The organism is Streptomyces sp. NPDC024555, assembly GCF_055559335.1.
Window position 1 is genome coordinate 66,514 of record NZ_JBVHKV010000024.1, and the last position, 18,530, is coordinate 85,043.

The 18,530-nt window shown below is 71.2% G+C and carries 19 protein-coding genes; 10 read left to right on the top strand and 9 right to left on the bottom strand.

The features are described 5' to 3' along the window. Positions 1 to 38: 38 nt before the first annotated feature. The 7 genes from ACZ4FH_RS31900 to ACZ4FH_RS31930 all read right to left on the bottom strand — a co-directional run bounded on the left by ACZ4FH_RS31900 (position 39) and on the right by ACZ4FH_RS31930 (position 7,893). Positions 39 to 875, bottom strand: coding sequence for an alpha/beta fold hydrolase (locus ACZ4FH_RS31900; protein WP_467309257.1), 837 nt, complete (start codon positions 873 to 875; stop codon positions 39 to 41). After that, positions 872 to 1,465, bottom strand: a complete 594-nt coding sequence (locus tag ACZ4FH_RS31905; protein ID WP_467309258.1) for a TetR/AcrR family transcriptional regulator — start codon at positions 1,463 to 1,465, stop codon at positions 872 to 874. Before ACZ4FH_RS31905 ends, ACZ4FH_RS31900 begins: the two co-directional genes overlap by 4 nt. Before the next feature lie 119 nt (positions 1,466 to 1,584). Continuing rightward, positions 1,585 to 3,018, bottom strand: a complete 1,434-nt coding sequence (locus ACZ4FH_RS31910) for a cellulose binding domain-containing protein (protein WP_467309259.1) — start codon at positions 3,016 to 3,018, stop codon at positions 1,585 to 1,587. A 73-nt stretch (positions 3,019 to 3,091) separates the two neighbouring features. Beyond that, positions 3,092 to 4,684 (bottom strand): beta-N-acetylhexosaminidase, encoded by a 1,593-nt coding sequence (locus ACZ4FH_RS31915; RefSeq protein WP_467309260.1) that lies wholly within the window; start codon positions 4,682 to 4,684, stop codon positions 3,092 to 3,094. Positions 4,685 to 4,716: 32 nt separating this feature from the next. Next, on the bottom strand, positions 4,717 to 5,559 hold the full coding sequence (locus tag ACZ4FH_RS31920; protein WP_467309261.1) for a carbohydrate ABC transporter permease: 843 nt from the start codon (positions 5,557 to 5,559) through the stop codon (positions 4,717 to 4,719). Next, on the bottom strand, positions 5,556 to 6,545 hold the full coding sequence (locus tag ACZ4FH_RS31925) for a carbohydrate ABC transporter permease (protein WP_467309262.1): 990 nt from the start codon (positions 6,543 to 6,545) through the stop codon (positions 5,556 to 5,558). The genes ACZ4FH_RS31920 and ACZ4FH_RS31925 overlap by 4 nt, the downstream gene beginning before the upstream one ends. A gap of 79 nt (positions 6,546 to 6,624) precedes the next feature. Beyond that, positions 6,625 to 7,893 (bottom strand): extracellular solute-binding protein, encoded by a 1,269-nt coding sequence (locus ACZ4FH_RS31930; protein WP_467309263.1) that lies wholly within the window; start codon positions 7,891 to 7,893, stop codon positions 6,625 to 6,627. A 272-nt stretch (positions 7,894 to 8,165) separates the two neighbouring features. Here ACZ4FH_RS31930 and ACZ4FH_RS31935 point away from each other — a divergent pair, with 272 nt between their 5' ends. The 3 genes from ACZ4FH_RS31935 to ACZ4FH_RS31945 all read left to right on the top strand — a co-directional run bounded on the left by ACZ4FH_RS31935 (position 8,166) and on the right by ACZ4FH_RS31945 (position 10,119). After that, positions 8,166 to 9,005 carry a GntR family transcriptional regulator gene (locus tag ACZ4FH_RS31935; protein WP_467309264.1) on the top strand — a complete coding sequence of 280 codons (840 nt, stop codon included), beginning with the start codon at positions 8,166 to 8,168 and terminating at the stop codon, positions 9,003 to 9,005. A 110-nt stretch (positions 9,006 to 9,115) separates the two neighbouring features. After that, positions 9,116 to 9,718 carry a CGNR zinc finger domain-containing protein gene (locus tag ACZ4FH_RS31940; RefSeq protein ID WP_467309265.1) on the top strand — a complete coding sequence of 201 codons (603 nt, stop codon included), beginning with the start codon at positions 9,116 to 9,118 and terminating at the stop codon, positions 9,716 to 9,718. A gap of 5 nt (positions 9,719 to 9,723) precedes the next feature. Then, positions 9,724 to 10,119, top strand: coding sequence for an SRPBCC family protein (locus ACZ4FH_RS31945; RefSeq protein WP_467309266.1), 396 nt, complete (start codon positions 9,724 to 9,726; stop codon positions 10,117 to 10,119). Positions 10,120 to 10,149: 30 nt separating this feature from the next. Here the strand turns inward: ACZ4FH_RS31945 and ACZ4FH_RS31950 are convergent, their stop codons facing one another. Beyond that, positions 10,150 to 10,515, bottom strand: a complete 366-nt coding sequence (locus tag ACZ4FH_RS31950; protein ID WP_467309267.1) for a winged helix-turn-helix transcriptional regulator — start codon at positions 10,513 to 10,515, stop codon at positions 10,150 to 10,152. Positions 10,516 to 10,654: 139 nt separating this feature from the next. Between ACZ4FH_RS31950 and ACZ4FH_RS31955 the strand changes: the two genes are divergently transcribed. After that, positions 10,655 to 11,545, top strand: a complete 891-nt coding sequence (locus tag ACZ4FH_RS31955; protein WP_467309268.1) for an imine reductase family protein — start codon at positions 10,655 to 10,657, stop codon at positions 11,543 to 11,545. Positions 11,546 to 12,507: 962 nt separating this feature from the next. Here ACZ4FH_RS31955 and ACZ4FH_RS31960 read toward each other — a convergent pair. After that, positions 12,508 to 13,086, bottom strand: coding sequence for a TetR/AcrR family transcriptional regulator (locus ACZ4FH_RS31960; protein ID WP_467309269.1), 579 nt, complete (start codon positions 13,084 to 13,086; stop codon positions 12,508 to 12,510). A gap of 111 nt (positions 13,087 to 13,197) precedes the next feature. On the opposite strand from ACZ4FH_RS31960, the gene ACZ4FH_RS31965 reads away from it, so the two are divergent. The 6 genes from ACZ4FH_RS31965 (at position 13,198) to ACZ4FH_RS31990 (ending at position 18,463) form a co-directional block, all read left to right on the top strand. Beyond that, complete coding sequence (locus ACZ4FH_RS31965) at positions 13,198 to 14,811, top strand: FAD-dependent monooxygenase (protein ID WP_467309270.1); 1,614 nt, start codon at positions 13,198 to 13,200, stop codon at positions 14,809 to 14,811. Beyond that, a complete protein-coding gene (locus tag ACZ4FH_RS31970; protein ID WP_467309271.1) occupies positions 14,795 to 15,445 on the top strand; it encodes a CatB-related O-acetyltransferase in 651 nt (216 codons plus the stop codon). The genes ACZ4FH_RS31965 and ACZ4FH_RS31970 overlap by 17 nt, the downstream gene beginning before the upstream one ends. Positions 15,446 to 15,494: 49 nt before the next feature. Then, positions 15,495 to 16,778, top strand: a complete 1,284-nt coding sequence (locus ACZ4FH_RS31975) for an erythromycin esterase family protein (RefSeq protein ID WP_467309272.1) — start codon at positions 15,495 to 15,497, stop codon at positions 16,776 to 16,778. Beyond that, the gene (locus tag ACZ4FH_RS31980; protein ID WP_467309273.1) at positions 16,775 to 17,179 is read left to right on the top strand and encodes a VOC family protein; all 405 of its coding nucleotides are present in this window, start codon (positions 16,775 to 16,777) and stop codon (positions 17,177 to 17,179) included. The genes ACZ4FH_RS31975 and ACZ4FH_RS31980 overlap by 4 nt, the downstream gene beginning before the upstream one ends. A gap of 222 nt (positions 17,180 to 17,401) precedes the next feature. After that, the gene (locus tag ACZ4FH_RS31985) at positions 17,402 to 17,842 is read left to right on the top strand and encodes a hypothetical protein (RefSeq protein WP_467309274.1); all 441 of its coding nucleotides are present in this window, start codon (positions 17,402 to 17,404) and stop codon (positions 17,840 to 17,842) included. Positions 17,843 to 18,001: 159 nt separating this feature from the next. Next, the gene (locus tag ACZ4FH_RS31990; RefSeq protein ID WP_467309275.1) at positions 18,002 to 18,463 is read left to right on the top strand and encodes an SRPBCC family protein; all 462 of its coding nucleotides are present in this window, start codon (positions 18,002 to 18,004) and stop codon (positions 18,461 to 18,463) included. The last annotated feature ends 67 nt before the right edge of the window (positions 18,464 to 18,530 follow it).

Genomic DNA, 18,530 nt, shown 5'->3' on the forward strand with positions numbered 1-18,530 from the left:
GGCTGTCAGGGCCCGTACGCTCACCCGCAGTCCGACCGTCAGCCCCGGAATGCCTTCGCCAGGATCTCCCCGAACTCCCCGGGATGCGTGGTCAGCCCCGTGTGGCCGCCCGGACAGTGCTGGAGTTCGGTGCCCAGGCGCTCGGCCAGGAAGGCGGCCGGACGGTAGGTCAGCTCGCCGCGCGACTCCTGGCCGCAGGCGAGCACGAGCCGGTCGGAGAGGGCGGCCAGGCGATCGAGGTCCGGGGTGTACGACATGAACGCGGGGACGACGCGTCCGACGAAGTACGGCAAGTCTGCCAGTGTCTGCTCGGCTCGCGCGGCCGCCTGCGGCGGGAGCCTGGGCCCGGCCTCGGGCGTGGTGGTGTCACCGTCCCCGGCGAGACCCGCGGCGAAGACGGCCATGGCGGGCATGAGCCCCTGTGTGCGGAAGGTGTCCTGCACGCGGGCGACGAGCGCGCGATGCCGGGCGGCGTCCGGCAGGACCTCCACCAGCGGAGGTTCGTGCGCGACGACGCGTGCGACGCGTTCGGGGTGGGCGGTGAGGAGGTGTACGGCGACGATGGCGCCCGAGCTGGCGCCGAAGACCCGGGCGGGTTCGTCGGGCGACAGCCGATTCAGCAACCGGTAGGCGTCGTCGGCGTGTTCGGTCACCCGCTGTTCGGCTTCGGGGTCGTCCAAGGTGCTGCGGGACATGCCGCGCGGGTCGTACGTCGCCACCGTGTACGCGGCGGCCAGGGTGTCGGCGACGGCGTCCATCGAGGCCGCGCCGCCCGTGCCGCCGGGGACCAGGAGCAGGAGCGGGCCGCGCCCGCGTACCTCGTAGTGCAGGATCGCTCCGTTCACCCGCAGGCTTCCGGTGGTCGGGCCGGTCATGAGGACGTTCCTTCCCGGGATGCGGGCCAGTGTTCCAACAGGGTGTGAAGGGCGTCGAGAGCGCGGACCCAGGACTGCTCGGGCGAGCGCCGGTGCGCGAACCCGCCGGCCGCCTCCAGGGCGACGAAGCCGTGGAACGTGCTGCGGAGCAGCCTGACCGCGTCGGTCGCGTCGGGTTCGGCCAGCCCGTAGCCGCGCAGCATGCCGTAGGTCAGCTCCACCGCGCGTCGCGGTCCGGGAGCCTCCGCCAGGAGACCGGGGTCGATCTCCATCGGGGTCTGGGTCGCCGTGTAACGGCCGGGATGCGCGTGGGCGTACTCCCGCCAGGCGTTCGCGAAGGCCACCAGCGCGTCCCTGCCCGAACGTCCGGCGGTCGCCTCCGCGATGCGGATCGTCTTCTCGTCCGCCGCCAGCAGGGCGATCCTGCCCCGCAGATCGTCGAGTCCCCGCACATGCGTGTAGAGACTCGCGTCCTTCACCCCGAGCCGCCGCGCCACCTGAGACATGGTCACCTGATCGAGGCCGGCCTCGTCCGCGAGTTCGGCACCGGCCCTCGTCACCCGGTCCGCCGTCAGCCCGGCCCGCACCATGCGCCCTCCCCATTTCCTAGGAGCCCTAGGTATAGACGAGGAGCCCTAGGAATGGCAAGCGGGAAGGGGGGCGGAAGCCCGTCGGCCGTCCGCCCCGCCCGCTCGCTCCCGCTACCGGGTCACCCGGCCGGAACCGTGTCCTGGAACGTCGTCCCGGCCGTGCGGAACGCGGCCACCCTGGCGTTCACCTGCGCCGGAGTGAGGACCTGGTCCTTGACGTGCAGGACGTAGTCCACCTGCTGGTCGTACGCGCGGGGCGTGGTGCTCGTCTGCCCGGCCAGATCGATCAGCCACTGGTTGAAGTTGATCGACATGCCGCGTTCCGGAAGGTAGGCCGCTCCGTGTGTGCCGAAGAGCTGTCCGTCGATGTAGTACGTGATCGCGCTGTCGTCGATGGTCACCACCAGGTCGTGCCAGCCGGCGTAGCTCTGACGGGACTCGGTGTGCTGGTTGACGGCCTCCCACGGGTCGGGCCGGTACGTCTCCCAGGAGGTCGTGTAGAGGATGTTGCCGCTCTCGCCCCAGCCGCCGTTGGGCAGGTACTCGAAGTCGTACTCCGCGTAGTCGTCCGCCATCGGAGCCTTGAGGTCGTTGATGGTGAAGAACGTCTGGACGAGGTGGTCGCCGTCCGGGCCCGACTTCGGCGCGTCGTCGAATTTGACGCGCGCCGCGTAGGTGCCGTTGCGGAACTTCATCGACTGGGTCAGGATCTCGGTCTGCTTCGTGGACTCGCCGGTGCCCGCCGTCGACGTCTCCAGGTTCATGACGGAGTTGCCGCTCTGCGTGGCGAACGTGACCTTGTCCGGCGCCCAGGTGGCCCCGGGCACGCCGGGCCCGCCGGCGTTGGAACGGACGCTCCAGCCGTGTGCCGCGATCTGCGGGTCGGTGTGGCCGGTGTAGTTGAAGTCGTCGAACAGCGTCGGCCCGTCCTCACCCGGGTCCGTGGGGTCGGTCGGGTCCGTCGGGTCGGTGGGGTCGTTGCCCTCCGGAGCCGTACCCCAGACCGTGGCGCCGTCGAGCTGCGCGGTCACCTTCGACCAGTCGGTGTACGTGGTCGCGCCGGCGCCGAAGGAGTAGTCGTCGCTCTGCGCCAGCGGCTGCCAGTTCGCCCGGTGGAACCGCAGTTGCAGATCACCGGAGTCGGCACCCGGCGCCAGCGAACCCGCGCCCGCCGTGAAGCCGATCTCCAGATAGCGGTCGGCGGTGGCGGTCGGCTTCGCGAGCGTGCCGAACGTCCCCGTGACGTTCGCGCAGCCCTTCACCGCCCAGGAGCAGGCGAACCGGTAGACCTCGCCCACCGCGTCGCCCTTGAAGTAGTAGCGGATCCGCACGTCGCTGAGCCGCACGGACCCGCTGCCGGTGTTGCGTACCTTCAGCCAGGGCTCGCTCTGGTCGGCCGTCGCACCGGACGCACCGCTGCGGTACTGGACCGCGATCGGCTCGCCGGCGGCGCTCGCCGTCGTGGGGACGGCGGCCAGGGCCGTACAGCCCAGAGCCGCGGTGGCGGCCGCCGCGGCGGCGGCGCGCAGCCGGCTCTTCACGAATGACGTCATGAGTCTGTTCCTCTCCGGAACGGTCGTGGGGGAGTGCGTCTTCGGAGGGCGCTGTTCCTGGTGGGATGTGCGGTCACGGGGGCGGCGCTGTTCCTGGGGATGCCGTGGTGAGCGGCCGGGGGATCAGGGGGCGGTAGCGGACGCCGAGCGCGTCGAGCCGGGCCGTGTGGTGGTCCAGGCGGGCGAGGAAGCCGGGCCAGCCGTCACGGCCGCCGGACCAGGCACGGTCCGCGAGGGCGCACAGCCTCGGATACGTGCGGTACTCGATCCGGTCCGGGGTGCGCGCGTACTCCGTCCACAACTGGGCCTGCGTCCCCAGCAGCCGCGCCGTCTCGGCGGGCTCCCAGCCGTCGGTCAGCGCACGGTCGCCGTGCACCGTGCGCAGCTCCACCGGAGGACCCGGCTGGGCGCGGGGCTCCGCGGGATCGGCGGACTCCGCGTAGTCGAGGTAGGTGGCCCGGTAGTGCGCGGCGACCACCCGGTGGCCGCGGCGGGCGGCGGCGCGGGCATGGGCCGGATCACGCCAGGTCATCACGGCGAAGTCCCGGGGGAGTTCGGTGCCGGTCTCCGCCCAGCCGACCGGGACGCGTCCCCGCGCGGTCACGAACGCCCCGATCCGTCCCATGAACCAGCCGTGCAGCGCCCGCGCGTCCGGCAGCCCCTCGGCCGCGGCCCGCTCCCGGGCCGCCGGGCTGTTCTCCCACTCGGTCGTCGGGCACTCGTCCCCGCCGACGTGGATGTACGGCGACGGGAAGACGTCCATGACCTCGTCCAGCACCGTCCGGCAGAAGTCGAAGACCTCCTCGTGGACCCCGAACACCGTGTCGCACACGCCCCACCGGGTCCACACCCCCAGCCGCCGCGACGGATCGTTGCCCAGCTCCGGATGGGCCGCCAGGGCCGCGCGTACGTGGCCCGGCATCTCGATCTCCGGGACCACCCGTACACCCCGCGCCTCCGCGTACCGGACGAGGCCCCGCAACTCCCGCGTGGTGTACGCCCCCGCGTGCGGGACGCCGTCGAAGCGCTCGAAGGGCCCGCCCGGGGGACCGGCCATCGACTGCGTCCGGTGGCCGCCGATCCCGGTGAGCTTCGGGTAGGCGGCGACGGGCATCCGCCAGCCCTGGTCGTCGGTGAGGTGGAGATGCAGCGTGTTCAGCTTGTGCAGCGCCATCAGGTCCACGTACCGACGCAGATAGGAGACCGGCTGGAAGTGCCGGGCCACATCGAGCATCGTGCCGCGCCACGGATGCGCCGGCACATCGCTGATCTCCACGCACGGCAGAGTCCAGGAACCCCCGCTCCGGGCTCCCGGCGAGAGCGCTTCGGCGGGCAGGAGCTGGCGCAGCGTCTGGACGCCGCACAGCAGCCCGGCCGGCCGGGCCGCCCGCAGCAGAACCGTGTCCGGGCCGATCGTGAGCCCGTACCCCTCCTCGCCGAGGCCGCTCAGCTGCGGTTCGAGGGCGAGCACCACACGGCCGGCGGCACTGGGGGCGAGCGGCAGCCCGGTGGTCGGGCCGATCAGGGTGCGCAGCAGGTCGGCCGCGCCCTCCGCCCCCGGGTGGGCGCGGATGCCGGTGTCCGGAGTGAGGGTGAAGCGGCCCGAGCGGGAGGAGACCTTCCGCGGGCGGGGGACGAGGGTGTGTTCGGGGCGGGGTGCGGGCATACGGGGCCTCCGGAAGGGGAGCTGGGGGTCGGTCAGCCCTTGACGGCGCCGGCCGCGAAGCCGGAGGTGACATGGCGTTGGAGGACCAGGAAGACCACCAGCGCGGGCAGGGCGAACAGGGTGGAGGCGGCCATCGTGGCGCCCCAGTCGGTGCCGAAGGTGTTCTGGAAGGACGACAGCCAGACCGGCAGCGTGCGGCTGTCCTGGTGCTTGATGATCAGGAAGTTGGCGTACGCGAACTCGTTCCACGCGGTGATGAAGCCGAACAGCGAGGTGGCCATCAGCCCCGGCGCGAGCAGCGGAAGCGCCACCCTCCGGAAGGCACCGGTGCGGGTGCAGCCGTCGACCTGCGCGGCCTCCTCCAGCTCCGGCGGAATGGTCCCGATGAAGCCGCGCAGCACGATCACCGAGAACGGCAGCGTCACCATGAAGTAGACGAGGGTCAGGGTGGGCAGCCGGTCCAGCATGTCCGTGTCCCGGGAGATGATGTAGACCGGGATGATCAGTGACTCCCAGGGCGCCATCTGCGCGATGAACACCATGAGCATGAACTGCCGCCGACCCTTCCAGCGCAGCCTGGCCACCGCGTACGCCGAGGCGAGCGCGACCACCAGCGCCAGGAGAATCGAACTGGCCGTCACCAGCAGGCTGTTGCGCCAGAACATCCCGAAGCCGTCGGCCTGCACGGCCGTGCGGAAATGGTCCAGCGTCCAGCTGCGCGGGAACAGCCGAGGGTCGGAGGACTGGATGTCCCGGGCCGGTCGGAACGCGGTGGAGATCATCCAGTAGACGGGGAACAGACAGACCAGGACGGTCAGGGCCGCGGCAGCGTTCAGCGGAATCCGCCGCAGGCGCGCGGTACGGGCACGGCTCATCGGATCTCGCCCTCCTGGCGGAGCATCTGGCGGAAGTAGAGGACGAGCACCCCGGACATCAGGACCACGGTGACCATCGAGGCGGCCGAGCCCAGGTCGTAGCGCTGGCCGGCGAGCGCGGTCTGCACCGCGTACACGGGCAGGATCGTGGTGGCGTCGCCCGGACCGCCCCGGGTCATCACCCAGATCTGGACGAACGCCTTGAACGTCCAGATCACCTCCAGCGAGAACACCAGGAGGAAGATCGGCCGCAGGACCGGAAAGGTGACCGAGCGGAAGAGCCGGACGGCGCCCGCCCCGTCCAGCCGCGCCGATTCGTACAGCTCGGCCGGGACCGTGGTGAGCGCGGAGTAGACGGTGACCGCCGCGAACGGCACCGACTGCCACACGATCAGCAGCACCAGGACGGCGAAGGCGGTGGTGCCGTGCGCGAACCACGGATAGCGGTCGAACGAGGAGAGGCCCGCCCCGGTCAGCAGATGGTTGACGATGCCGAACTCGGAGTGGAACAGCCACTGGAAGACCGTGGTGGCCGCGATCACCGGCATCGCCCACGCCAGCACCAGCGAACCGAGCACCACCGTCCGCGCGATCCGCCCCAGGCGCTCGGTCATCAGGGCGACCAGCGTCGCGATCACCATGATCAGGACGACGTTGACCGCCATGAACACGAAGGTGCGCCGGACCACCTCCCAGAACCGCGGATCCGACAGCAGCGTGCGGTAGTTGCGCAGCCCCACGAACTCGGCGTCACCCGTGATCAGCTGCCGCAGCCGGAAGTCCTGGAGCGAGATCAGCACGGCCCGCAGCAGCGGATAGACCAGCAGGTAGAGCATGCCGCCGACCGCCGGTGCGATCAGGGCGTACGGCAGCAGGCCGCGCGGTTCCCCGGACCTCCGCCGTCGGCGGGGCGGCGGTCCGGACAGGCCGGGAACGGCCCGGCGCAGGGGACTGGGGGGTGCGGTCCGTTCCCGGATGACCGACACGGCACGCCTCCTCTCGACGATTCGGACGGATGGGCGGGTGGGCGGATGGATGTGGACGGGGCGGCGGGGCCGGGAGGGGTCAGGAGTCGGTGCTCATCGCCCGGGTGATGTCGGCGGACGCCTTGGCGGCCTCCTTCGCCGGGTCCGCGCCCGTGAGCACGGCCGCCATGTAGTCCTTGATCGGGTTCTCCGCCTCGACGGCGGCCCAGCCCGGTGTGTTCGGCGTGGCATGGCCGTTCGCCGCGCCGACCGCCATCGCGGCCGCGCCCGGGTCGTCGGCCACCGAGGAGGCGAGCGAGGTGCGGTTCGGCACATAACTCATGGCGACGGCGAGCTTCTTCTGCCAGGTGTCCCCGGTGAGTTCCTTGATGAAGGCGAGCGCGGCCTCCTGCTTGCCGGACGCGGTGGGAATCACCAGATCGGAGCCGCCGGTGAACACGGCACCCGGGGTGCCGGCGGTCTTGCCGGGGATCGGGAAGAAGCCGAGCTTCCCCTTGAGGCCGGGGTTCTTCTCGATGACGATGCCGGCGCCGCCCGGGGGAGAGATGACCTGGGCGGTCCGGCCCTGCGCCATCACATCGGCCTGCGGCGGGTCGTCCTCGTCGGAGTCCTTCGGCCCCTTGCCGAGCGCCTGGAGCTTTCCGTAGAACTCCATGCCGCGCAGCGCCTCCGGGGTGTCCAGGGCGCCCTTCCAGGTGCCGCCGGACTCGGTGGCGAGGTCGCCGCCCTCGTCCCAGACGAAGCCCGCCAGGGCGTACCACATCTGGCCCGGCAGATAGATGCCCTGCGTGCCGCCCCGGTTGAGCTTCTCGGTGGCGGTGATCCACTGGTCGCGGGTCTTGATCGCCTTCGCGTCGATACCGGCCTTCTCGAAGAGGTCGGTGCGGTAGACGACCACGCGGTTGGCGGCGAAGAAGGGGATGCCGTACTGCTTGCCCTCGTACGCGCCCGGCTCGGCGAGGCCCCGGAGCCAGTCCTTGCCGTTCAGCTCGTCCACCTCGTCGCTGAGGTCGACCAGACCGCCGCTCTGCGCGAACTGGGCGACCTGGGTGTTGCCGGTCTCGATGACGTCCGGCGCGTCGTTGCTGGCGAGCGCGGCCGTGACCTTCTCGCCGATGCCGTCCCACTCCTGGGTCTGGATCCGGACCCGGATGTCCGGGTGCGCGGTCTCGAAGCCCTTCACGAACTCCTTCTGGAACGCGGCCGAGACGCTGTCGCGCATCAGCCAGACGTCGATCGTCGTCCGGCCGCCGCCGGACGCGTCGGACGAGTCGTCGGATGAGCCACAGGCACTGAGCGCGGCGGCCAGCACGCACGCGGACACACCGGCAAGCAAGCGGTACTTCACGGTTCACCTCGGGGAGACCAGGACCTGACCACTTGACCAATGATGGTCACTGGACAGCTCACCTCTTGTTGGTGGATGAAGGTGGCATAGACCTCTGGGGGCGTCAACCCCCTGCGTACAGCGTTGATTTGGGGATCTCGCCGAAGAAGTCGCGGGCAGCCGGGGTGCTGATTGCGGTGACAATTGGCCTGACCAGTGGTTAAGTTGATCCTGTCGCTGGTCGGCAAGTGGTCATACAGTCGAGTGGGTACGTCGTGAGGAGGGGGCAGCGCATGGACGTCGACGCGTCGGGGACGGTGCTCAAGCGGGAGCGAGCCCGTGATGCGATCCTGGAACTGATCGAGTCCCGGCGTCCGGGCGACGCCATCCCCTCGGAGCGGTCCCTCTGCGCCACGCTCGGAGTCTCCCGCCCCACCCTGCGCGCCGCGGTCGACGAACTGGTGGCCGCCGGCCTCCTCGTGCGCGAGCACGGCCGGGGCATGTTCGTCGCGCCGGAGAAGATCACCCAGGAACTGATCTCGGCGGACCTCGCCCTCTCGGTCCCGCAGGCGGCCGGGGCCTGGTCGAGCCGGCTGCTGGAGTTCACCACCCTCCAGGCCGGCGCCCGGGTCGGCCGCAAGCTGCGCATGTCACCGGCCGCGGACATCGTGTACGTGGCACGGCTGCGGCTGGTCGACGGCGCGCCCATGGCCATCGAGCACCTGCACATCAGGGCAGAACTCGTGCCCGGCCTCTCCGCCGACGAGCTGGAGAACGGCGACCTGTACCAGCACCTGCGCGAACGGCACGACGTCCACGTCCACGAGGCGGTGCAGGCGATCGAACCCACCGTGGTGACCCGGGCCGAGGCCCGCCTCCTGGACGTGCCGGAGCTCTCCCCGGCGCTCCTCTTCGAGCGGCTGACCTCGGACACCACCGGCCGCCCCGTCGAGTACGTGCACTCCCTCTACCGGGGCGACCGCTACCGCATCGTCTCCCGCCTGGCCCTCGGCCCGGCCGCGGCCGTGGAACCCGTGGAGGGCGACCACCACCCGGGCATCCCTCCCGGCGACTTCGCCCAGCGCGAGCCGATCACCTCCTCGACGCGTGGGGACATCCAGTCGGGCGACTGACGGGACGGGAGCCGCCCCCGTTCCGGCCGGTACGGGGGCGGTCCGTGCGGGGGCAAGGGGAACTCCTCGGTCGCCCCGCACTCTCCCGCGTAACCGTTTATACTGGTTACATGGATTCCTCGCCCACCCCGGGCCTGACGCTCCACTCCCGTTCCGGTGCCGCCTATCGCTTCGACCCCGGTGCGCTGTGCCTGGAACTGCTGACCACCGGCGGCCCCGGGCCCTACCGCCAGTACGAGGTCCTGCACGGACCCGCGGACCTGGCCGCCTGGGCGGACAGGTCCCGGCTGACCCCGACTCCGGTCCTGTCGATCTCCGACGCGGACGTGGCCGACACGCGGACGCTGCGCGACGCGCTGCTCCGGGTGGTCACCGCCCATACCGACGGCGAGCCCCACCCGCCCCGCGACCTCCGGACCATCAACGAGGCGGCCGCCCGTCCGGCCCTGGCCCCGGCCATCACCCCCGACGGCCGGCGGCAGTGGGCCGGAACCGCCACCGGCACCCAACTGGCGGCCACCGTCGCACGGGACGCCGTCGACCTGCTGACGGGACCCTTCGCGCACCGCATCCGCACCTGCGCGGCGGACGACTGCCACCTCGTCTACGTCGACGCCTCACGCCCCGGACGTCGCCGCTGGTGCTCCATGGAGCACTGCGGCAACCGCCACAAGGTCAGGGCCCTGCGCGCCCGCCACACCGAGGAAGGATGACCCTCATGCCCACCGGACTCACCCAGAACAGCGGCTGGCAGATCGGCGTGTCCCGCACCCTGCCCCTGCCCCCGGCCCTCGTCTGGGACTTCGTCAGCGGCGCCGACGGCCTCGCCCTGTGGCTCGGCCCCGGCGCGGTCCTCGCTCCGGAACGCGGCACCCCCTACCGCACCGACGACGGCGTGACGGGCGAGGTGCGCGGCTACCGCCCCGGAGACCGCATCCGCGTCACCCACGGCACCACCACGGTGCAGGTCGCCCTCGCCCCCGCGGCCGACGGCACCCGCACGATGCTCCGCTTCCACCAGGAACACCTGGCCGGCCCCGAGGAGCGCGAGCGGCAACGGACGCACTGGCAGCACGTCATGGACCAGGTCGCCCTGGCGCTCGACGAGCGGTAGCGACGGCGGGCGGGGCCCCGGCCGAAGCCGTTACGTCGCCGGACCCACGGGGACCTTCTCCGCGCCGATGCGCCGGATCCGCTCCTTCCCCCACTGGGACAGGGCCCCCAGGGCGGTGTTGAGGGTGATGCCGTGCTCCGTGAGGGAGTACTCGACTCTCGGCGGCACCACGGCGTACACCTCCCGGTGCACGAGGCCGTCCGTCTCCATCTCCCGCAAGTGCTGGACGAGCATCTTCTCGCTGACGCCCGGGAGCCCGCGCCGCAGCTCCGCGAAGCGGCGCGTGCCGTGCTCGTGCAGTTCCCAGATGATCAAGGACTTCCACTTCCCGGCGACGACGTCCATGGCCGCGTCGATCCCGCAGAAGTAGGGGCCCCGTCGTGCCGTTGTCGCCATGACCGCCTCCATCCCGCCCGGAGGGTACTTACCTTCCGGTGAGTACTGCACTAATTAGTCCGTACTGGTCAACTCTACTGCCCCTGAAGAGGATTGAGGCATCAACGGAGCCTTCCGCACGACAGGGGAGAACAGCGACATGAACGAGATCCACGCCACGGTCCACGCCACCGACGTGACCGTCCTCGGACTCGGCGCGATGGGTGGGGCGCTTGCCGGGGCCTTGGTGAAGTCCGGCGTGCCGACCACGGTCTGGAACCGCTCGGCGGGCAAGGCGGAGGCCCTCGTCGCCGGGGGCGCGACCGAGGCCGCCTCCGCCGCCGAGGCCGTCCGGGCGAGCCCGCTGGTGATCGTCTGCCTCTTCGACCACGACTCGGTGCACGAGGTGCTCGACCCGCTCGTGGACGACCTGGCCGGCCGGAAGGTGGTCAACCTGACCACGACCAAGCCCGAGCAGGCGAGGCAGCTGGCCGCCTGGGCCGCCCGCGCCGGGATCGCCTACCTGGACGGCGGCATCATGGCCGTGCCGTCCATGATCGGGCAGCCGGGGGCCTCGATCCTGTACAGCGGTTCCCGCGAGGTGTTCGAGGAACACACGGAACTCTTCGACCAGTGGGCGGCCGGCACCTACTTCGGCGAGGACGCCGGGCTGGCGTCCCTCTACGACTTCGCCCTGCTCTCGGCGATGTACGTGATGTTCGCCGGATTCATGCAGGGCGCGGCCATGCTCGCCCCGGCGGGCGTGCCGGCCACCCGGTTCGCGGCGATGGCCGCACCGTGGCTGACCGCGATGTCGGGCGAACTCCCGGGGTACGCCGAGGTCATCGACGGCGGCGACTACACGGTCCCGGGCCAGCAGAGTCTGACGTTCTCCAACCTCGACCTGCTCGTCGGGGCGATCATCGACGAGGGGGTGAGCGCCGAACCGGTCGCCATGGTCCAGCGCCTCATCCAGCGGCAGGTGGACGCCGGCCACGGGGCCGAGGGATTCGCCCGCATCATCGAGAGCCTCAAGCACTCCGGCGTCTGAGCGGCCTTCGTCGGGCGTGCCCGCCCCGTGCGCCGGCGGGGCGGGCGTCGCCTGCTCGTACGGGTGCGGGCACACGGCCCCGTCCGCAGGGACGGGCCGGACGGGTCCGCGACCGGGGGCGTGGCAGGCCCGCCGACCTGGACGGGGGAGAATGCGCGCATGGCAATATGCAGAAAGTGCGGTGCGCGGAAGCGACGTTGGCCCCGTTCCTGCGCGCGGTGCGGCCGGGGCCGGGACCGTGCGGAGACGGCCGCGGATGTCGCGGAGGCGGCGTTGGAGACGGGAGTCCTCCGGTGGATCGGACGGGGGATCACGGGAGTCGTGCGGCTGGCACTGCGCGCGCTCGACTGACCGGTTCCACGGGGACGCGGCCGCGTGACCCGATCGAACGGCCCCGGACTCCGTCGACTCCGTCGGAGATACCTGAGGCCGTGACCGGCACGGTCAGATCGGAAGCCGGCGGTGTCCGGCTCCGCACGCGGTGCGCGTCGACGTTCCGGACGTACGCTCCAGTTGCCCCTGCAGGGCACGCAGGGCGCAGCCCGCAAGGCACCGAGCGGCAGCGCGACCGGGCTCGGACGTCACGAGAGCGGTGAACAACGAGAGCGCGCTGCGGGGCGTCAGGGAGGCGGGAGTCCGGGCGTTCGAGGGCGCGCCGACCGCGGGCATGGCTGGTCCTTCCTGCCGTGTGTGTGGCCACCGGCTTCTGCCGACGGAAGACAGCGAGAGGAACAGCATACCCCTCGGGGGTATGCGAATGCCAGGGTGTCGTCGTCCGCCGGCATCGCGTCCAACCGGTTCGGTCGACGCGATGCCGGACGTACGTGAGCCACGTCGGCCCGGCACGGTGCGGCGGAGGTGGGGGCGACGCGGCCGCGCGAAGTCCCCGACTGTGCGTAGGCGTTCGCGGCTGGCCTCGCGGAGAGGGGCGTCTGGGGCGATGCCGCCCATGCCCCGTCAGGTCACGGCCGTGGCGCCATCCCGGTGAAGAGCGCGTCGAGAATCCGGTCGATGTACGCGTGCGTCAGTGGCTCCTGTGTGATCAGCAGGCGGAAGTACAGCGGACCGGAGAGCATGGCCATCGCCAGGTCCAGATCGAAGCCCGGGGCCAGCTGACCCTGGTCCTGTGCCGCTTTGAGGCGTGCGACGGTCCTGTCGGCCTGCGGGGCGATGAAGCGCTCATTGAGCGCGGCGGCCACGCCGGGGTCGTGCTGGGCCTCGCTCACCAACGCCTGGAAGAGGGAGCGGAGCGGCGGGGTCCCCAGGAGATCGACGGTCGCGTAGATCTGCGCCCGCAGGTCCGCCGCGATGTCGCCCGTGTCGGGGTAGTCCAGGTCCGACTGGTTGAGGGAGAGCGCCGAGTCGAGCAGCAGGGCGCCCTTGGAGGACCACCGGCGGTAGACGGTGTGCTTGCCGACGCCGGCCCGCGCGGCGATCGCTTCGATGCTGAGCTTGGCGTAGCCGAGTTCCTGCCCCAGGTCCAGCGTGGTTCGCATGATGGCCTGGGTGAGGTCGGGGCCGCTCCGACGGGCATGGGTCATGCCCTCACCCTAGCGGCACGGCACGTGCCGTACTTGACAGACCCGGGTGCTCGCGGCACGCTCTCCCCAGAACGGCACGGCACGTGCCGTGTCGTAGTGAAGGATGGGTGTGTGGACACTGATGTGATCATCGTGGGCGCGGGGCCGACGGGCCTGATGCTCGCCGGCGAACTGCGTACCGCAGGCGTGCGGTCCCTGCTCCTGGAGCGGCGGCCTCACCTGCGCGAGACACCGCGGGCGAACGGCTTGGGCGGGCAGGTCCTGGAGCTGCTGCACTTCCGCGGCATGCTGACCGAACTGCACGAGGCTGCCACCGACCCCCACCCCGTTCCTCGCTTTCCGTTCGGAAACGTTCACCTGGACCTCAGCGGTCTGGCGGACCCGCCGATGACCGCGGTCCAGATCCCGCAGCCGCGTCTGGAGCGCCTGCTGGAAGGGCGCGCCCAACGACTGGGCGCCCGGATCCGTCGCGGCCACGAGCTGACCGGATTCACCCAGGACCGGGACGGTGTGTCCGCCGACGTGCACGGCCCGGACGGCCCGTACCGGGTACGCGCCCAGTACCTGATCGGCTGCGACGGCTCGCGCAGCGGTGTACGCGACATGGCGGGCATCCGCTTCCCCGGGAGCACCTGCCCCGAGGTCAACCGGCTGGCCCAGGTCACCCCGGCCGAGGGAGCGGTGCGCCACGACAACGGCGACCTCGACGTGCCGTCACTGGGCCGACTGAGTCCGGGGTTCACCCGGAACGGCCACGGCGTACTCGGGTTCGGCTGGCTCACCTCCGAGGTGATGCTGATCTCCACGACGGAGGACGAGGACACCACCTACGAGGACGACGCGCCGATGACCCTGGACGAACTCCAGGGCAGCGTGCGCCGGGTGCTGGGTGCGACTCTTCCTCTGGGCGAGCCGCTGCGCCTGTCGCGCTACCAGTTCCAGGACCGGCACGCCGACCGGTACCGGGAGGGCCGCGTCCTGCTGGCGGGCGACGCCGCCCACCAGTTCCCCGCGACCGGCGTCGCGCTCAACGCCGGCATGCTCGACGCGGTCAATCTCGCGTGGAAGCTGGCCGCCGAGGTTCACGGCTGGGCACCATCCGGGCTGCTGGACTCGTATCACACGGAGCGCCACGCCGCGGGAGCCCGGACACTGCTGCACACCCGCGCCCAGATGGCACTGCGGCGCGGCCACGACACCGCCGCGGAAGCCCTCCGCGAAGTCTTCCGGGAACTGCTCGCCGACGAGGCACCCCAGCGCCGCATCGGAGCCCTCGTCGCCGAAGCCGACACCCGATACCCGCTGTCCGAGGGCGCCCCGCGCGCACTGACCGGCACCTTCGCACCCGATCTCCCTCTGGACACCGACCGGGGCACCAGCAGTGTCGGCGCACTGATGCACCCCGCGCGCCCTCTGCTCCTCGACCTCGCGGACCGCCGGGAACTCCGGGAAGCCGCCGCGGGATGGGCCCACCGCGTCGACATCCGCACGGCCGGAACCGACGACCGGCCGGCCGACGCCCTCCTGATCCGTCCGGACGCCCGCATCGCCTGGGCCGCACCCGTCGGCGCGCCCTCCGACACTCTGCTGCCGACACTGCGGCACTCCCTCTCGACCTGGTTCGGGCACCCTCGGACCGACGAGAATCCGCACCACCTGCCGGCCACCGGCCACGTACGACCGCTCGCACACGATGAGGACGCCCGACATGCACGTACCCGCTGATCCCACCGTCCTGCACCCCATGCCCGACCAGCCGAGGGTGGTGCTGCTCAAGCCACTGGTCACGTCCCCGCTGATCGAGGTGGGGGAGTACTCGTACTACGACGACCCCGACGACCCCACCGCGTTCGAGACGCGCAACGTTCTCTACCACTACGGGCCCGAGAAGCTGGTCATCGGCAAGTTCTGCGCACTCGGCACGGGGGTGCGGTTCCTCATGAACGGGGCCAACCACCGTATGGACGGCCCCTCCACCTTCCCGTTCCCCACCATGGGCGGTTCCTGGTCCGCGCACTTCGACCTGCTCACCGGGCTGCCCAGCCGCGGGGACACCGTCGTCGGCAACGACGTCTGGTTCGGCCACGGCACGACCGTGATGCCCGGCGTACGCATCGGCCACGGCGCGATCATCGGCGCCGGCTCGGTCGTCACCAAGGACGTGCCCGACTACGGCATCGTCGGCGGAAACCCGGCCCGGCTCGTCCGCACCCGCTACAGCGCGGAGGACATCGCCCAGCTCCTCGAACTGGCCTGGTGGGACTGGCCCCCGGAGCACATCAGCCGGCACGTGCGGACCCTCATGTCCGGCAGCGTCGACCAACTGCGCGACGCGGCCCCCACCTCCCGGCACCCCTGAGCCCCGCGCCCGCACGCCTCGCCCATCCCTCCGGAGGAGAACCCCCACCATGCCGCCCGCCCCCGACCGGCCCCCGTTCACCGACTGGCTCGCCGGCCATGCCACCCCGCTCGCCCACCTCGACCCGGCAGCACCCCTGGACGACCTGGAACCACTGCGTGACATCCTCGACGGCGTCCGCGTGGTCGCCGTCGGCGAACACTCCCACTTCATCGACGAGTTCGCCGCCCTGCGCGGCCGCATCCTGCGCTTCCTCGTCGAACGCTGCGGCTTCACCGTCCTGGCCTTCGAGTACGGCTTCTGCGAAGCCCTGCCGCTGGATGCCTGGACGCGCGGTACGGGAGCGGACGACGGCCTCTCCGAGCTCCTGGCCACCGCGGTCCCCATCGGACTCCAGGAGCCGGCGCGCTATCTCCGCGGACACAACCGCACCGCCGCCCGGCAGGTCCGCTTCGCGGGAATCGACATCCCGGCGGCCGGCGGCTCCCTGCTCCCCGCCCTGGCTCCGCTGGCCGACTACCTCGGGCGCGTCGACCCGGAAACCCTGCCCGCGATCCGGCACGCGACCACGATCGCCGCGTCCTTCGCCGGTGACTCGGCAGCCGTGGCCGCACCCGCGTGGGCGCGCCTGACCACCGGCGAACAGGACAACCTCACCGCGCTCCTGGCACGGCTGCTCATCCGATTCCGCTCTTTGAAACCGCTCTACCTCTCGCGCGCGGACCGGGACGCCTACGACACCGCCCTGCGATGCCTGGAGGCCGCCTGCCACGGCGACTACACGTTCCGCGCCATGGCCGCCCTCTTCACCGGAGACGGTCTCACCGCCGACACGTCCGCCCGTGACCTCTTCATGGCGGAGTCACTTCTGTGGCACCTCGACCGACTGGCCCCCACGGACCGCGTCGTCCTGATGGCACACAACGCACACATTCAGAAGACACCGATCGCCTTCGACGGCCGCCTCACCGGGCTTCCCATGGGACAGCACCTCCACGAGGCCCTCGGCGACTCGTACTACGCCCTCGGCCTGACCAGCATCACCGGTCACACCGCCGACATGCGTCGCGACGAGAGCGCACCCTTCGGATTCACCCTCCACGACACCCCGCTGGAACCCCCCGCACCCGGAAGCATCGAAGCGGCCTTCGCCGACGCCGGCCTCGGACTCGCGATCGCCGACCTCCGCCGGTCCCCGTCCGAGAGCCCCGGAGCCCCCGCCCGCATCCGTATGCAGGGGATCCACCAGGAGGCCGCGGTCACCGACGCGTTCGACGGCATCCTCAGCACCCCCGTCTCCTCCTCCACCACCACCGACCTGGAGAAGCCATGACCAGCAGGTTCACCGAACTGGTTGTCGACTGCCGCGACCCGCACCGCCTGGCCGCCTTCTGGTGCGAAGTCCTGGACTTCACCGTGCTCGACCGGACCGAGGACACGGTCGAGATCGGCTCCTGGGAACCGACCGCCGAAGCCGTACGGGCCCGCCAGATGCCGCCGACGCTGATGTTCATCCAGGTGCCGGAGAACAAGACGGTCAAGAATCGCCTGCACCTCGACGTGAGCCCCATCGACGCGACCACCGACGAGGAAGTCGCCCGACTGCTCGCCCTCGGCGCCACCAGGATCGACGTGGGCCAGGGACCCGCCCGCAGTTGGACGGTCATGGCCGATCCCGAAGGCAACGAGTTCGACGTCGTGCGCACTCTGGCACCGACCGCCACAACAGGTTGAAGCTTTCGGACCGGAACGTGTGAGCGAACCGTCCGTCACGAGTTCGAGCCCGACTGCCGAACGCTCGATCTCCGGCCCGGAGGACCGGCGGCCATGCCGGGGATGCGGGGTTCTACGCCCCCTTGGGCCGATGGGCCTGCGACAGAAACGGTCGTCATGTCGGGTGAGTTATCCGGGCGTGGCGTTCCGCGACAGGGACGGGCTCGTTGAGTGGTCGTGCACATGGATGACCACTTGATTTTCCGGACTGACGTTGAATTCCAGCCGCCCCACGCCGTCGGTCGATCCGAGCCGGCGGCGAGCCCGCAGGCCTCGTCGCTCTCCGGTTTGCTCGACACGCTCGAACGCCTCGAAGGAGAGTTCGCCCAACGCCTCACGGCCATTGTCGAGACGGATGCCGCGGTCCCCGGAGGCGGCGGGGGCGGGGGCGGGCCGATGGCGTCGAGCACCTTCGACCTGCTCCGTCCGTTCACCGAGGCCATGCAGAACATGGGCCGGCCCGGGGAAGCCGGCGCGATGCCCGCCCTGGCCGAACATGGCTGTCCGAGTTCCTGCGAGAAACGTTTCCTCATCGACGGCGTCGATGTGGCCCTCGGAGCCTTCCAGGACCCGGTCGTCCTCATGGCGTACCTCGCCCCGCAACGGCCCTTCCGGCCGGAATGAGAGGAGGCGCGCCGCGGCGCGGACAGTGCTTCGCCCGGACGGTTCACGGCCCGGCGCGTTCCCCGAAGGCCGCAGAACGGCCGGGCTAGTGTCGAGGGGCGCGCCGGAGACGGCGAACCCGTTCTGTCCTCGCCGCTGTCCGTAGGGAGCGTGTTCAGCATGGCCCGGAACCGTCGTCTGATTCTGAGCACCCCCTCCGAGGTCTGGAGCCTGCTGTCCAACGGGCACCGGTACGGGGAATGGGTGACCGGCACTCAGCAAGTCCTCGACGCGGACCCGCACTGGCCCCAGGTGGGTGCCCGGTTGCGCGTCCGCGTCGGCGTCGGCCGGCTGGTCGTCGACGACACCTGCGTCGTCCGTATCTGCGAACCCGAGCGCCGCCTGGAGCTGGAGGCGAGAGCACAACCGTTCGGCGCGGCCCGCATCGCGATGAAGCTGGTGCCCTGGGGCGACGCCACACTCTTCGTTCTCGACTGGCACGCACTGCGCGGACCCGGCATCCGGATGCACGGCCTGCCCGTGGACTACCTCATCGAGATCCGCAACGGCATGATGCTGACCAAGCTGGCCCGGATCGCGGTCCGGGAGCACAACCGCGCGCTCGAAGGTGCCCAGGGGTGACACGTTCGTCCGACAGCACCGGAATCCGAAGGCGCACACTGCCGGAATCGACCGCACCCCGGTGAGG